Source organism: Arthrobacter sp. 05T45 (genome assembly GCF_056395875.1).
In genome coordinates, this window is record NZ_JBFTKI010000003.1 from 162,232 (window position 1) to 176,620 (window position 14,389).

15 protein-coding genes and 1 tRNA gene are annotated in these 14,389 nt (G+C 68.0%); 8 read left to right on the forward strand and 8 right to left on the reverse strand.

What is annotated here, in order from left to right:
* Positions 1-61: 61 nt before the first annotated feature.
* A complete protein-coding gene (gene radA, locus AC1DGD_RS05310; protein WP_223914678.1) occupies positions 62-1,435 on the reverse strand; it encodes a DNA repair protein RadA in 1,374 nt (457 codons plus the stop codon).
* A gap of 86 nt (positions 1,436-1,521) precedes the next feature.
* Positions 1,522-2,649: an FUSC family protein gene (locus tag AC1DGD_RS05315; RefSeq protein ID WP_230007454.1), complete on the reverse strand. Its 1,128-nt coding sequence runs from the start codon at positions 2,647-2,649 to the stop codon at positions 1,522-1,524.
* Positions 2,650-2,924: 275 nt separating this feature from the next.
* Between AC1DGD_RS05315 and pstS the strand changes: the two genes are divergently transcribed.
* The 4 genes from pstS to pstB all read left to right on the forward strand — a co-directional run bounded on the left by pstS (position 2,925) and on the right by pstB (position 7,125).
* Complete coding sequence (gene pstS / locus AC1DGD_RS05320; RefSeq protein WP_476849890.1) at positions 2,925-4,046, forward strand: phosphate ABC transporter substrate-binding protein PstS; 1,122 nt, start codon at positions 2,925-2,927, stop codon at positions 4,044-4,046.
* A gap of 210 nt (positions 4,047-4,256) precedes the next feature.
* Complete coding sequence (gene pstC / locus AC1DGD_RS05325; RefSeq protein WP_223914675.1) at positions 4,257-5,189, forward strand: phosphate ABC transporter permease subunit PstC; 933 nt, start codon at positions 4,257-4,259, stop codon at positions 5,187-5,189.
* Positions 5,190-6,299: a phosphate ABC transporter permease PstA gene (pstA, locus tag AC1DGD_RS05330; RefSeq protein WP_476856130.1), complete on the forward strand. Its 1,110-nt coding sequence runs from the start codon at positions 5,190-5,192 to the stop codon at positions 6,297-6,299.
* A 46-nt stretch (positions 6,300-6,345) separates the two neighbouring features.
* Positions 6,346-7,125 (forward strand): phosphate ABC transporter ATP-binding protein PstB, encoded by a 780-nt coding sequence (pstB, locus tag AC1DGD_RS05335; RefSeq protein WP_018774898.1) that lies wholly within the window; start codon positions 6,346-6,348, stop codon positions 7,123-7,125.
* Positions 7,126-7,136: 11 nt separating this feature from the next.
* Here the strand turns inward: pstB and AC1DGD_RS05340 are convergent, their stop codons facing one another.
* From AC1DGD_RS05340 to AC1DGD_RS05350, 3 genes are all read right to left on the reverse strand, one after another.
* Complete coding sequence (locus AC1DGD_RS05340) at positions 7,137-8,153, reverse strand: inorganic phosphate transporter (RefSeq protein WP_230008137.1); 1,017 nt, start codon at positions 8,151-8,153, stop codon at positions 7,137-7,139.
* 1 nt (position 8,154) lies between these two features.
* Positions 8,155-8,772 (reverse strand): DUF47 domain-containing protein, encoded by a 618-nt coding sequence (locus AC1DGD_RS05345; protein ID WP_028276610.1) that lies wholly within the window; start codon positions 8,770-8,772, stop codon positions 8,155-8,157.
* A 372-nt stretch (positions 8,773-9,144) separates the two neighbouring features.
* The gene (locus AC1DGD_RS05350; protein WP_018774895.1) at positions 9,145-9,798 is read right to left on the reverse strand and encodes a hypothetical protein; all 654 of its coding nucleotides are present in this window, start codon (positions 9,796-9,798) and stop codon (positions 9,145-9,147) included.
* 202 nt (positions 9,799-10,000) lie between these two features.
* Between AC1DGD_RS05350 and AC1DGD_RS05355 the strand changes: the two genes are divergently transcribed.
* The 3 genes from AC1DGD_RS05355 to AC1DGD_RS05365 all read left to right on the forward strand — a co-directional run bounded on the left by AC1DGD_RS05355 (position 10,001) and on the right by AC1DGD_RS05365 (position 11,173).
* Positions 10,001-10,073 (forward strand) — tRNA-Lys (locus AC1DGD_RS05355).
* A gap of 193 nt (positions 10,074-10,266) precedes the next feature.
* On the forward strand, positions 10,267-10,761 hold the full coding sequence (locus AC1DGD_RS05360) for a MarR family winged helix-turn-helix transcriptional regulator (protein ID WP_028276609.1): 495 nt from the start codon (positions 10,267-10,269) through the stop codon (positions 10,759-10,761).
* Positions 10,762-10,825: 64 nt separating this feature from the next.
* Complete coding sequence (locus AC1DGD_RS05365) at positions 10,826-11,173, forward strand: hypothetical protein (protein WP_476849886.1); 348 nt, start codon at positions 10,826-10,828, stop codon at positions 11,171-11,173.
* Positions 11,174-11,224: 51 nt separating this feature from the next.
* Here AC1DGD_RS05365 and AC1DGD_RS05370 read toward each other — a convergent pair whose 3' ends face one another.
* Positions 11,225-12,325, reverse strand: coding sequence for a lactonase family protein (locus AC1DGD_RS05370; RefSeq protein WP_476856131.1), 1,101 nt, complete (start codon positions 12,323-12,325; stop codon positions 11,225-11,227).
* 267 nt (positions 12,326-12,592) lie between these two features.
* On the opposite strand from AC1DGD_RS05370, the gene AC1DGD_RS05375 reads away from it, so the two are divergent.
* On the forward strand, positions 12,593-13,423 hold the full coding sequence (locus tag AC1DGD_RS05375) for a putative protein N(5)-glutamine methyltransferase (protein ID WP_476856132.1): 831 nt from the start codon (positions 12,593-12,595) through the stop codon (positions 13,421-13,423).
* A 38-nt stretch (positions 13,424-13,461) separates the two neighbouring features.
* Here the strand turns inward: AC1DGD_RS05375 and AC1DGD_RS05380 are convergent, their stop codons facing one another.
* Together AC1DGD_RS05380 and AC1DGD_RS05385 are read right to left on the reverse strand one after the other, a co-directional pair.
* Positions 13,462-13,893 carry a hypothetical protein gene (locus AC1DGD_RS05380; protein ID WP_476856133.1) on the reverse strand — a complete coding sequence of 144 codons (432 nt, stop codon included), beginning with the start codon at positions 13,891-13,893 and terminating at the stop codon, positions 13,462-13,464.
* A 169-nt stretch (positions 13,894-14,062) separates the two neighbouring features.
* Positions 14,063-14,326, reverse strand: a complete 264-nt coding sequence (locus AC1DGD_RS05385) for a GlsB/YeaQ/YmgE family stress response membrane protein (RefSeq protein WP_018774889.1) — start codon at positions 14,324-14,326, stop codon at positions 14,063-14,065.
* Positions 14,327-14,389: the final 63 nt, after the last annotated feature.

The window sequence follows — 14,389 nt, forward strand, 5'->3', positions numbered from 1 at the left end:
ACCTCGATAACGCCCATCGTCCCGAGGTCCCAGACCACCAGACCACCCGGCATTTGCGGCGTCAGCTGATCAGCAGTCCCAGGGCCTCGGCCAGGTGGCCGACCTCGCGGACCGAGAAGCCCGCCGGAACCGGTCCGTGCCCGTTGGGGCTGGCCGGTACCACGGCATGGGTGAAGCCGAGCCGGTGCGCCTCCTGGATGCGCTGGTTGATGCCGGGCACCGGGCGGACTTCGCCCGCCAGGCCCACCTCGCCGAAGGCTATGAGCCGCTGGGGGAGCGGCTTCCTGGCCTTGGCCGAGGCCACAGCCAGGGCCACGGCGAGGTCCGTGGCGGGTTCGCTGAGCTTGACCCCGCCGACCGTTGCCACGTATGAGTCGTCCTTGTTCAGCAGGCAGCCGGCGCGCTGCTGCAGGACGGCCAGCAGCATCGCGACGCGCGAGCTGTCGAGCCCGCTGGTGGCGCGGCGGGGCTGGGAGCTGGCGCTCTCGGCGAGCAGCGCCTGCACCTCGGCCAGCAGCGGCCGGCGGCCCTCCAGCGTGACCGTGATGCAGGTTCCCGAAACGGGCTCCTTGGTCCGGGAGACGAACAGCCCACTGGGATCGGCGAGGCCCTCGATGCCGTCCTCGTTCAGATCGAAGCAGCCGACGTCGTCGGTGGGTCCGTAGCGGTTCTTGACCGCGCGCAGCAGCCGCAGCCGCGAGTGCCGTTCGCCTTCGAACTGGCAGACGACGTCCACGAGGTGTTCCAGCAGCCGGGGCCCGGCGATGGAGCCGTCCTTGGTCACGTGCCCGACCAGCAGCGTGGTCATGTTGCGGCGCTTGGCCGCGGCGATCAGGGACGCCGCCACCTCGCGCACCTGGGACACGCCGCCGGCGCTGCCCTCGACGTCGGCGCTGCTGAGGGTCTGCACTGAGTCCACCACCAGCAGGCGCGGCTCCAGCTTCTCCACCTGCCCCAGGGCCTGCCCCAGGTCAGTTTCGGCGGACAGGTACAGGGATTCGGCGACGGCGTCGATCCGGTCCGCGCGGAGCTTGACCTGGGCCGCGGATTCCTCACCGGTGATGTAGAGGACGTCCTGCGCCGTGCGGGCGAACTTGGCCGCAACGTCCAGCAGCAGCGTCGACTTGCCCACCCCGGGCTCGCCCGCCAGCAGGATCACGGCGCCTGGCACCAGCCCGCCGCCGAGCACACGGTCGAGTTCATCCACGCCGGTGGGCAGGAAAGCGGCGGTAGTGGCGTCGACGTCGGCGATCCGGCGGGCCGGTTCCAGGACCGTCGTGGCCGCCGTCGTCCGGGCGACGGCGGTGCCGGTCTCCTCCACGCTGCCCCACGCCTGGCACTCGCCGCAGCGGCCCACCCACTTGGCCGTCGTCCAGCCGCATTCGGCGCATTTATAGCCGGGCGCCTTCGGCCCCCGGGAAGTCTTCGTAGCCATTGGTCCACACTATCGGGGGCCAGCGACAACAAGTGCGCCGGCGGGGGGCCAGCGACAACAAGCGCGCCGTGCGCCAGCTGCAGCAGCTACAGCGGGGGCAGGATGTCCCGGGCTTCCTTGGAATCCAGCCCCGCGGCCTCGAGCAGGTCCACCATGAGCGGGCGGAACAGCATGACCACCGTTTCGCCCTCCAGCCGCTGGACGTCCAGTATCCGCGGATGCAGCCGGACGGCGATCTCGCGCAGCTCCGAGCGTGCTGTCCGCAGGTGGGCGCGGCGGGCGCCGTCGTGTACTTCCGCCAGACCGAGCGAGAGTTCGTCGACGGCGGCGGCCGTCTCCTGCAGGACCTCGGCGATGTTCTGGGTGGCCTCGTCCGAGAGCGCCGCATGGTTGATGGCGCTGGTCAGGCGGCGCGCAAAGACCCGGCTGTTGCGCAGCGCAAGATCGATGTAGTCCAGCGACTGCTCCATCTGGTCCAGCTCGTCCCGGTGCCGCCGGTAGGCTGGGGCCAGGGTTGCCACTTCGCCGGAGGCACGCAGCGACTGGCGCATGGCGTCGACGAGCGGCTGGCAGTTCCGGCCCCGGATGAGGGCATGCCAGGCCTGGGTGGAATCGCTGTAGCTCAGCGCCGAGGCGCATTCCCGCAGCACCTCGGCGAGCTCGTGCAGGAGCTTCTTGACGTCGCTGCGGGGTTCACGCCGCGGATCCTTGGGAACGAGGACGGTCATCAGCAGCGCGAACACTCCGCCCACCACGGCGTCGATGCTGCGGGTGAACGGGCCCCCGATCGGTGCGGGCAGGAGCACCACGAGGACCGACTGCAGGCCCAGTTGCGTCGTGAAAATCGTCCCGCTGTCCAGGAACCTGGCCAGCAGGATGGAGAAAAGGAGCACGACGGCGGCCTGCCAGATTCCGGAGCCCAGCCAGTGCAGCAGCAGGTCTCCGACCACGATTCCGAGCGTGCAGCCCAAGCCCACCTCGATGACGCGGCGCAGTCTGGGGTCGCGGGAAAAACCGAGCGCAATAAGGGATGACGTGGCCGCAAACAACGGCCCGCTGTGACCCAGGACGTATTCTGCGAAAGCGTAAGCGCCCACGGCGCAAGTGGTCATCTGGATGGCCGGGCCCAGGGAGTTCCGGCTCCGGACAAAGCCGGTGCGGACCCGGCCGCGCAGGAATCGTGCGCTTGCGGAGAGTCCAGTCGCGGAGGCCATGCCCTCCAGTCTATTTGCTGCGCCGGGACGGCCGGCGCGGCAGGACACGGCACGGGCCGCGGGCACTGTGTGGCTGATACGACTGTGACGCACAGAACACAATGGCGGCCCGGCATATGTAAGCCAATAGTCCCGCGTCGTTCACCGGCCGTTCACTTTGGTCCGCAATTCTCTTCACCTGGGCCACTTACGGTCGGTAAAGGTACAAACCCGTACGCATCCCTGCGGGCCTTCTCCGGGCCCGGCACTCACAGCCCTGGAAGGGGTACAACTCAGTGAAGGCTCTCCGCTTCGGCCGCAACGCGGCTATCGCTGTAATCGCCGTCGGCGCACTTGCGCTGACCGCCTGCGGTTCGGACAACGCAACCAATACGGCCCAGACCGCGGCGCCGTCCGCCTCGGGTCCCGCGGTCACCGGCACCCTGACCGGCATCGGTTCTTCCGCCCAGGGCGCAGCCATGGATGTCTGGAAGACCAACTTCGCTACCGCGAACCAGGGCGCAACTGTGCAGTACTCCCCGGACGGTTCCGGCGCCGGACGCAAGGCGATCCTCGACGGCTCGGCCCAGTTCGCCGGCTCCGATGCCTACCTCAAGGATGACGAACTCGCCAGCTCCAAGGAAAAGTGTGGTCCCGACGGAGCCATTGACATTCCGGTCTACATTTCCCCGATCGCCGTCGCCTTCAACGTCCCTGGCATCACGGACCTGAAGCTCGACGCCGCCACCGTCGCAAAGATCTTCCGCGGCGAGGTCGCCAACTGGAATGACCCCGCCATCGCGGCCATGAACCCGGGCGTCCAGCTGCCGGACCTCAAGGTCACACCGGTGAACCGCTCCGATGACTCGGGCACCACCACCAACTTCACCGACTACCTGTCCGCCGTAGCCCCCTCCGTGTGGACCGACAAGGCAGCCGGCGTCTGGCCCGCCAGCCTGAAGGGCGAGAACGCCAAGGGCACCTCCGGCGTCGTCAAGACTGTCACCGACACCCCCGGCGCCGTGACCTACGCCGACGACTCCGCTGTCAGCGGCAAGCTCGGCACCGCGCAGATCAAGGTCGGCGACTCCTTCACGAAGATCTCCGCCGAGGCAGCTTCCAAGGCAGTCGACCAGGGCAAGCCGGTCGAGGGCCGCAACGCCAACGACCTCGCCATCAAGCTGGACCGCACCACCACGGTCGCGGGTGCCTACCCGATCGTCCTGGTGTCCTACCACATCGTCTGCACCAGCTACGACACGCAGGCCACCGCTGACCTGGTCAAGGCCTTCGTCAAGTACGCCGCCTCCGACGCGGGCCAGCAGGCCGCCGCCGACGCCGCCAAGTCGGCGCCGCTGTCCAAGACCCTTCAGGACAAGGCAATGGCTGCCGTCGACTCCGTCAAGGCCAAGGCCTAGGGATACGCTGCGCCGCGAGGCGAAGTGGAAAAAGGCATAGTGGAAACACAGGCCTGATCGAGGTTCCCTGCATCATGGCGGCCGTCACCGGCGGCCGCCATGGAGCAGGGAACTGACGCGTTTGTTCCATACATCAAGATTTGCCGGGCACCGGCCGCGGAGGCCTCCGCACCCGGCGCCCGGATCCCATCCAAACCGAAGGACCGTGAAGTGACCACCACCTCCCTGACCAAGTCCCGGGGCGCAGGCCACGCCGGTGACAAAGTCTTTTCCGCAGCCACCTTGGCAGCAGGGTGTTTGATCCTCGTCGTGCTCTTCGGCGTGGCACTGTTTCTGGTGATCCAGGCGCTCCCCGCCCTCGTGGCTCCGGCGGACAAGATCCAGGGCGGCGAAGGATTCTTCACCTACATCTGGCCGCTCGTCATCGGCACCCTCATCGCCTCGGTGATCGCTCTCGTGATCGCGACGCCGATCGCGATCGGCGTCGCGCTGTTCATTTCGCACTTCGCGCCGCGCAAGCTCGCCTCCGGCCTGGGTTACGTGATTGACCTCCTCGCCGCCATCCCGTCCGTGGTCTACGGCGCCTGGGGCGTCGCGTTCCTGGCCAAGGAAATCTCGCCGTCGTACAACTGGCTGGCCGAGAACATGGGCTGGCTGCCGATCTTCCAGGGCCCCGCCTCCGCCACCGGCAAGACCATCCTGACGGCCGGCATCGTGCTCGCCGTCATGGTCCTGCCGATCATCACCTCCCTGACCCGCGAAATCTTCCTGCAGACCCCCAAGCTGCACGAAGAGGCCGCGCTGGCGCTCGGGGCCACCCGCTGGGAGATGATCCGGATGACCGTGCTGCCGTTCGGCCGGCCGGGAATCATCAGCGCCGTGATGCTGGGACTGGGCCGGGCCCTCGGCGAGACCATGGCCGTCGCGCTGGTGCTGTCCTCCGGAGCCCTGACCGCCAGCCTGATCCAGACCGGCAACCAGACCATCGCCGCCGAAATCGCCCTGAACTTCCCCGAGGCCAGCGGGCTCAAGGTCAGCACGCTGATCGCCGCGGGCCTGGTGCTGTTCGTCATTACCCTCGGAGTGAACATGATTGCCCGGGGAATCATCAGCCGGCACAAAGAATTCTCGGGAGCCAACTAAATGACCTCCACCCTGACTCCGGTACGCAAGCGCTCGGCGCTGACCAGGGGCCAACTGCCCAAGGCCGCGCCGTACATCGTCCTGGCCGTTGCCTTGATCCTCGGCGCCGCGATCCTCGCGCTGATCGGCTTCAATGCCTTCGGCTGGGGAATCGTCTCCGCCGTCCTCTTCGCCGCCGGCCTGGTGGGCTGGAGCCTTATTGTGGAAGGCGCCCGCAAAGCCAAGGACAAGCTGGCCACCTGCCTGGTTGTGGGGGCCTTCCTGGTTGCCCTGCTGCCCCTGTTCTCGGTGATCTGGACCGTGTTGATCAATGGGCTACCCGGGCTCCTGGATCCCGGTTTCCTCACCACCTCCATGAACGGTGTCACCGGCGCCTTTGACAACAAGACGGTCGAGGAAGGTGCCCCCCTGCTGGGCGGCATCTACCACGCGCTCATGGGCACCTTGCTGATCACGGTGCTCGCCACCCTCATCTCGGTCCCCGTGGGCCTGCTGACCGCGATCTACCTCGTGGAATACGGCGAGGACCGCGCACTGGCCCGGGCCATCACCTTCTTCGTGGACGTCATGACCGGCATCCCCTCGATTGTCGCCGGTCTGTTCGCCGCCGCCGCGTTCTTCGCGGTGGTCGGCCCGGGCACCAAGACCGGCGCCGTCGCCGCCGTCGCACTGTCGGTGCTGATGATCCCGGTGGTGGTCCGCTCCAGCGAGGAAATGCTCAAGATCGTGCCCAACGAACTCCGCGAGGCCGCCTACGCCCTCGGCGTCCGCAAGTGGCGGACCATCCTCAAGGTGGTTCTCCCGACGGCGATCTCCGGCATCGCGTCCGGCATCACCCTGGCGATCGCCCGCGTGATCGGCGAAACCGCGCCAATTCTGGTCACCGCCGGATTCGCGACCACCATCAACACCAACGTGTTCAGCGGCTGGATGGCCTCGCTGCCGACCTTCATCTACACCCAGATCCTGAACCCCACCTCGCCGTCCAACCCGGATCCGTCCTCCCAACGGGCCTGGGGGGCGGCCCTGGTGCTCATCATCCTGGTGATGCTGCTCAACCTCGGCGCCCGCCTGATTGCCCGCATCTTCGCCCCCAAGACAGGCCGCTAGGCCATCCGCGCCCGCCGCCCCTACCTCCAGCAAGTGAAGGAACACCATGTCTAAGCGCATCGACGTCAAGGACCTGAACGTCTACTACAGCAAATTCCTGGCCGTCGAAGGCGTCAACATCAACATCGACGCCAAGTCCGTCACGGCCTTCATCGGCCCCTCGGGCTGCGGCAAGTCCACCTTCCTGCGCACCCTGAACCGCATGCACGAGGTCATTCCCGGTGCGAGGGTTGAGGGCGAAGTGCTGCTGGACGGGGACAACCTGTACGGCCCCGGCGTCGATCCGGTCACCGTCCGGTCCCAGATCGGCATGGTGTTCCAGCGCCCCAACCCGTTCCCCACCATGTCCATCCGGGACAACGTGCTGGCCGGCGTGAAGCTGAACAACACGAAGATCTCCAAGGGCGAGGCCGATGTCCTGGTGGAGCGGTCCCTGCAGGGGGCCAACCTCTGGAACGAGGTCAAGGACCGTCTGGCCAAGCCCGGCTCCGGGCTCTCCGGCGGCCAGCAGCAGCGCCTGTGCATTGCGCGCGCGATTGCCGTTGAACCCCAGGTGATCCTCATGGACGAGCCCTGCTCCGCCCTGGACCCGATCTCGACGCTGGCCATTGAGGACCTCATCAACGAGCTCAAGGACCAGTACACGGTGGTGATCGTGACGCACAACATGCAGCAGGCGGCCCGCGTGTCGGACAAGACGGCCTTCTTCAACATTGCCGGCACCGGCAAGCCGGGCAAGCTGATCGAGTTCGGCGACACCCCCACGATCTTCAGCAACCCGACCGAGAAGGCCACCGAGGACTACGTCTCCGGCCGCTTCGGATAACCAACCGAGTCCTACAGGCCGGCCACCGTCGATAGCGCCAACTGCAGGACGAACGCGGCGGCGGCGGTGACAACCGGGGTCGCTACCCAGAACACCAGGATGCGGATCACCAGCCGCCGGTCGGTGCCCGGGAAACTCTGGTTGGCGCCGGCGCCAAGGGTTGCCGCCGTCACCGTGTGCGTGGTGGAGACGGGCCAGTGCAGCCCGATCGCGCCCACCAGCAGCATCACCGCGCTGTACATCTGCGCGACGAATCCGCGCAGGGGATCGACCCGGGTCAGCCGGTAGCCGATGGTGTAGGAAATCCGCCACCCGCCCGCCAGGGTTCCCGCCGACAGCAAGACGGCCGTCAGCAGGGCCACCCACGCCGGCACCGAACCGCCGTCGGAGAGACCGGCCGCCAGCAGCGCCAGGATCACCACGGCGCTGGTGCGTTGGCCGTCCTGCAGCCCGTGCCCGAAGGCGACGGCGCCCGCGGCAATGGCCTGGGCCCGCCGGGAGCGGGTGTTGACGACATTGGGCGGCGTGTACCGGGCCGCCCAGCCCGCGGGCCAGACCAGCAGGAACGACCCCGCATAGGCGATCACCGGTGAGATCAGCAGCGGGAGCACCACCTGGGACAGGAGCGAGGCGTCAACGCCCATGACGGGGTTTCCGCCGACGGCGACGCTCGCGACCCCCGCCCCGGCGAGGCCGCCGACCAGGGCATGGGTGGAGGACGAGGGAATGCCGCGCCACCACAAGTAGACGCCCCAGAGGATGGCGCTCAGCAGCGCGGCCAGCAGAATCGTCAGGCCGTTTGTGCCCGGCGGCAGCGACAGCCACGCCTGGCTGACGGCCAGCGCCAGGACGGCGCTCAGCCCGGCACCGATGAAGTTGAACAGGCTGGCCAGAATCACCGCCACTGTTGGGGTCAGCGCCCGCGTCCGCACGGCCAGCGCCACCGACGAGGACGCGTCCCTGAACCCGTTGAGGAATGCAAAGGCCCCGGCGCAGAGCAGCACCAGGGCAAGGAAGAAGAGCACCACGTCAGGATTCCTTGACGATGATGCTGCCCACCTGGGTGGCGATCCGGCGCATGTCCTTCGTGACTTCCACGAGCTGGTTCGCGACGTCGCGGTTGCGCGCGTACTGCATGGCCTTCATCTCGTGGAGCATGTCCGCGACCCAGACCCGGTGCGTGCGCTCGGCACGCTTGGCCAGGCGCAGGATCTCGATCCAGTAGTCCTCGAGGTCGTCCAGATTGTTCAGCCGCCGCATCGCATCGACCGTTAGTTCGGCCTGGCGGCTGATGATTTCCAGCTGGTCGGCGGCCCGCCTGGGCAGCCGTTCGAGCTTGTAGAGGGAGACGAGCTCGGCGGCGGCGTCGAGCTTCTCCATGGCCTCGTTGAGGAACCGGGACAGCGTGTACATGTCCTCGCGCGGCAGCGGGTTCACGAAGCTGGTGCGCATGTGGGTCAGGAGGGCAAAGTGCAGCTCCGCGGATTTGGCCTCGTGGTTGTGCATGTCCTCCACCAGCCGGGCATGCTCGCTGGCCGGGGCGCCGAGGATCTCCGAGAGTGTTCCGGTCCCCAGCACGATCTGGCGCGCCATTTGGGAGAGCAGGTTCAGTCCGGCGGACTCCTGGGGGAACAGGCGCAGCTTCACGTGGTGTCACCGGTCTTCCGGGAGGAGGTTCGCGGGTGGAGCCGGCCGGCCGTGTGACTTGACGGTGACCAGTGCATACATCACTTTACCGTCCCCGGCGGGTCCGGCCCGGCCCGACGCGGCGTGTGACGGCGCAGGTGAAAACCGGGCGAACATCAGGGTAAGAAGGCATGAAAATGGTGCCGAACCGGATACGCCTCTCGGCGGTAGGCCGCTCTAGGCGGCTAAATGTTGAAGCCCGGGGGTTTCGCGGTTCGGCACCGCTTTTAGTTTTCTACGTAGGTTCATGCAAGTCAACATTGACAGCCTGCCCGCGTCGTGCGTGTCCTGGGTGCTGCGGGCCCGTCATCCGGGCCCCTGCCGCCAGGCCCCTCAGTCCAGCTCGCCCAGCCGCCACGCGTTGGCGGCGTGCTCGAGGTCCTCGGCCGTCTTGACGAGCAGATGCGAGTTGCGGGTGAGTTTGCTGGCGTGGTTTTCGTTGCTGTGCTCGGCGTTATCCGCAAGCGTTGCCTGGCCCAGGGCCACCACGCGGCAGAACGCTGCGGAGCGTTCCAGGGCGACGTCGAATTCGCCGTCGAACGCCCCGGAGAGGATGGCGTCCGCCATGGATTTCATCTCATCGGCGCCGGGCGGTTCGGCCGCGCCGGCGACCACATGCGAAACCTGGGCCGTGTCCTTGCCCGCCTTGAAGTAGACGGAGATCCGCTCGGGATCCTGGATGGTGGCGGCCCGCAGGGCGTACAGACGCCACAGCGCGCCGGGGAGGGACCGGGCGGGGCTTTCGGCCCACATTTCAGCGATTGCTTCCAGGCCCTGCTCATCGGCGAGTTTGACGAGCCGTTTGGTGACTTTAGGATCGTCGCTGTCCCGGCCGCGGCGCACGAGAGCCTGCGCGGCCAGATGGGCCGCCTCCGAGACGCGGGCAGGATCGGCCCCTCCGGCGAAAGGCTCAAAGTCGATCGGTGCGAAGGGTTTCGGCTTGTGGTGCCGCGGGCCGGGGGCGCTTGATCCTGCTTGCTCGCTCATGCCCCCACGCTACTCCAGTGCCGCAAGGGAATCGAGGATCGGTGCGCGCTGCTGCCGTAGACGCCGGGGGCCGACGCCGCCGGTGCGGCCAACGTGAAAAAAGCCGGCCCGGGTCTGGGGTACAGTGTTAACGTCCAGAAATGGACTGGGCCGAAACGCGCTGCATCAGCGGATTTATCCGCTGGTTCGGGGCTGTCGGCTGGGGCCTTTAGCTCAGTTGGTAGAGCATCGGACTTTTAATCCGTGGGTCGTGGGTTCGATCCCCACAGGGCCCACTCTTTTAGCGAAGAGTGGAAAAACCCCGGTTTCCTGGCAACAGGAGGCCGGGGTTTTTTTGTGCCCGCCACCGGGGTCCAGTCCGGGCGGTCCGGGGCCCTAGCCGCCAGGGCTCCGGCGCCCTGGGGCCGTGTGGCTGCAGCCACCCGGATTGCACGGCTGGCTAGTTACCAGTTCCGCTAGGCTTGGCGAATGGACTCCCACGGCGCCTCCGGATACTGGTATGGCCCCGATGACAGCCTGGATCCTCCGGCGGCGATCCTGCAGGCCCTCCGCGACTATCGGATCTCGGAGGTGGCGACCAGGCGGTCCACCCGCGATTCGATGGGCATGGGTGAGACGGACCTGCTGGCTTTGCGCTACCTGCTGCGGGCTAAGGCGACAGGCGAACGGGTTGGCCCGAAGGATCTCAGCCGCGTCCTGGGCATCACCACCGCTTCCACAACGTCCCTGATCGACCGGCTGGTAGCAAGCGGGCATGTCCGGCGGGAGCCGCACCCGACGGACCGGCGCTCCCTTGTGATCGTGCCGACGGTGGCGACGGACTCCGAAGTCCGCGCCACGCTTGGACACATGCACCGGCGCATGATGGAGGTGGCAGAGTCCATGAGCGCGGAGGACGCCCGCGTGGTCATCACTTTCCTCCGCCGGATGAGCGCGGCCATCGGCGCCGAGCGGCATAACTAGCTCGTTTAACTAGTTATATGTATGCTTACTACTTGTTTTTTAGATCTCAACGAGAGTAGGCGCCGTGGCTGAATCCGCAACCCTGACCGGGGACCCTGCGACAGTGCTCCCGCCCGGCGCCCCGCTGCACTGCGGCGCACCCATGCAGTGGACCTCGCCGGAGCCGGCGATGCCCTCCTACTCGTTCGGGCCCGCGGACCCGTCCCTCGATCTTCCGGCCCTGTGGCGCTGTCCCTGTGGCTTCCAGCTCGACGGCGGTATCCAGCCGGGGGACGGACTCCACTTCGCCGACGGTTTCCAGGCGGAGAGCGTGTTCCAGCCGGAGGGAGGGTTTCAGTTGGGCGGGATCCAGCTGGATGGGGGCGAACAGGGCGTCCATCAGGCTGCTGCGGGGCTTGCCGCGGCCTGCTGACCCGGCGGCCTGCTCTTCGCCGCAGCACCGCGTCAGCCGGGCGCCGGCTCCTCACCCCCGGTGCGCCAGCCGGGGCCGGGCCGGCACCAGCGCCGTGGGGGAGGCCACCTGCAGCCGGTCCGCAGGGATACCCGGCAACCCTGATGCCGCGTCTAGAGGAAACGTCACGATGTCGCCGGAGCGTTCGTGGGCGACGTGCAGCAAGCCGTCGCGGACCACGTGGTGCCGGGGCCAGTCGCCGCCGCTGGGGACGTCGGCCACCGGACGCAGCGCCGCGCCCCCGGCCTCCACCTCCAGCACGCAGACCCGGTTCGAACCGCGGACGCCCACATAGGCGTACCTGCCGTCGGCCGCCAACGCGATCTCTGCCGCCGAATCATCCGGCTGCGCCCCGGCGGCGCCGGCGGGCCCGACGAATCCGAGCCGGAAGTCCCCGGAGTCCGGCGACAACCCGGCCACAGCCACCTCGATTGAATACTCGGTCACCACAAAGACATGGCCGCCCTGATGCTGGACCAGGTGCCGGGGGCCGCTGCCCCGCGGCAGGACCACCTCGTGGTCCAGGGCCGGCCCCAGAGCCAGCCCCGGTCCGGATCCGACATTCCAGATCCGCAGCAGGTCGTGGCCGAGGTCGGTGGTCATCACCCTGCCGTCGGCCAGCATAAGTGCCGCATGAGCGCGGCTCGGCCGTTTTTCCCGTTCGCCGGGGCCGCCGCCGGGAGTCTCACCGTACGGGTCGCGCGATTCGACGCCGGCCGTCCGGTCAACAATGCCGCCGTCGGCGTCGAGCTCATAGAACAGCACCCGGCCGTCGCCCCAGCAGCAGACAACGAGGAAACGGCCGGAAGGCTCGACGGCGACATGGCAGGCCGCGTCACCGGCCGGCCACGCCGGGCCCGCGGACTCCAGTCCAAACGCGCCGGCCCGGCGGTAGGCCCGGACGGTCCTGGCCTGCTCGGCCACGGCATAGACCACAGGGAGAGACGGGTGGACCGCCAGGAAGGACGGCGAGTCGGCCGCCGCCGCAACACCCAACCAGCGCAATGTGCCGTCGGCCGCCGCGGCAACCGCGCCGATCCCCGTGCCGCGGCCGCCGGAATCTGCCGTGTAGGAGCCGGTCCAGATGAGATCGTGGGCAGGGAGGGAGTCCATGCTGCCATCCTGCCAGCCGCCGCCGCCAAGGCATCCCAAGCAGGCGTCACAATCCGCCGCCGCAGTCCGCCGCAAAACCCGGACTAATCACAGCAGACCCAATCACAGCTGGCCGCGGGCGGCTTCGGTAGCATGGGGCAATCGAGCAACTGCAGCAAAAGGAGGTGGGTCCCGTTCACGCAAGTCCAGAAAGGATGCCCGCCCAGCAGTGCCGGCCTCGGCCAGCTCACGGTGAGGGCGTCTGACACCCGACCGAAAGGCGCACCCATGCCAGTAATCCGCCATCTTTCCCCGCACGAGATACTCACGGCCAGGCTCCGGGCAGCCGGCTGCGTGTTTGCCGAAGACGAAGCCCGCCTGCTGATCGACGCGGCCCCGACCCCGGAGGCGCTCGAACGGATGGCCGGCCGGAGGGTCGTCGGCCTTCCCCTTGAACACATTCTCGGTTGGGCGGAATTCTGCGGACTCCGCATCGCGGTCGACACCGGAGTCTTCGTGCCCCGCCGCCGGACGGAATTCCTCGTCCGGCAGGCCGCTGCGCTCCTGGACGCAAGCCGCATGGTGCGGGGCGACGCCCCGGCACCGGTCGTGGTCGATCTCTGCTGCGGGTCCGGCGCTGTCGGTGCGGCGCTCGCGGCCCTCGCCGGCCCCGCCGAACTCCACTGCGCCGATATCGACCCCGCGGCCGTGTCCTGTGCACGCACCAACGTCCTGCCCCTGGGCGGGGAGGTCCACGAGGGTGATCTCTATGCTCCCCTCCCGGCGGGCCTCCGGGGCCGGGTCCGGCTGCTGGCCGTCAACGCCCCCTACGTTCCCTCGGCAGACATCGAAACCATGCCGCAGGAAGCGCGCGTCCACGAGCCGCGGGCCTGCCTCGACGGCGGCGTCGACGGGCTTCAGGTGCAGCGGCGGGTCGCCGCAGGCGCGCGGCAGTGGCTGGCGCCCGGCGGCCACGTGCTGATAGAGACCAGCCGCCGGCAGTCCGCGCAGACGGCCGGAATCCTCCGCGGGCACGGACTGGCGGCCCGGGTGCTGCGCTCGGAGGAACTGGGGGCCACCGTGGTGGCCGGCGTGCTGCTGCCCTCCGGCGGGCGGTAGCCGGCAGGGGCGGCGACGGTGGCCCCTCAAAGAAACTCCTAGGGCAGTTTGTCCCCGTCCACGTTGGTGGCGGGGCCCGCCGGGGTGGCGCCGCCCTCGTCTGACCAGTCCTGGCCGGTCTGGTCGGTGAGCGCAGGGTCGGAATGGACATCGCGGGCCGCGGGTGCCGGCGTTCCGGGCGTGGCCGTTCCGGGCGTGGCCGCGGACGTGCTTCCGTGGCCGGCATCGCGGTGGACAGCGGAGCTTATGACGGTACCGGCGCGGCGCGCGGCTTCGCCGAGATGCTCGGAGACCTCGGGGGCTTTGTCTTTGACCGTTTCTGCTGCCGCGGCCACCTTGTCCTGGACCGGCTTGCTGTTCCAGAGCTCTGCCGACCTGGCCTTGAGCTTGTCATAGGCTGCGCGGCCTGACCGCGATCCCAGGACGTACCCTGCTGCCAGTCCGGTGGCGAAAAGAAATTTGCCCTTCATGCTGTGCTCCTGCTCCCTGACGTAGGTGAAAAGTAGACGTTGTTGAACAGTTCGTGGACAGTGGGTGGCAGTGCCGGACCATGCGGCCGGCAGGCCGCCTTGCTGTCAAAATAGTGCAAAAAACCGGCCCCGGGAATAACCCAGGGCCGGTTTCCGGTCAGCTTCCGTGTTAGCGGGCTGAGCGCTTGCTGATCATGCCGTAAACGAGCAGGACGATGATCGCACCGCCGATGGCCAGCAGCCAAGTCGACAGCGAGAAGAACTCGTTGATGCCAACGCCGAACAGTGCGCTGCCAATGAATCCGCCGAGCAGGGCGCCGACGACGCCCAGGATCAGAGTGATGATGATGCCACCGCCCTGACGTCCCGGGAGGATAGCCTTAGCGATGGCGCCGGCGATGAGGCCCAGAATCAGAAATGCGAGAAAACCCATTTTTCGTTCCTTCTTCTTTCATAGAGGAGGCACCCGGATCGCCGGGTGCGCTACATCCTTCTG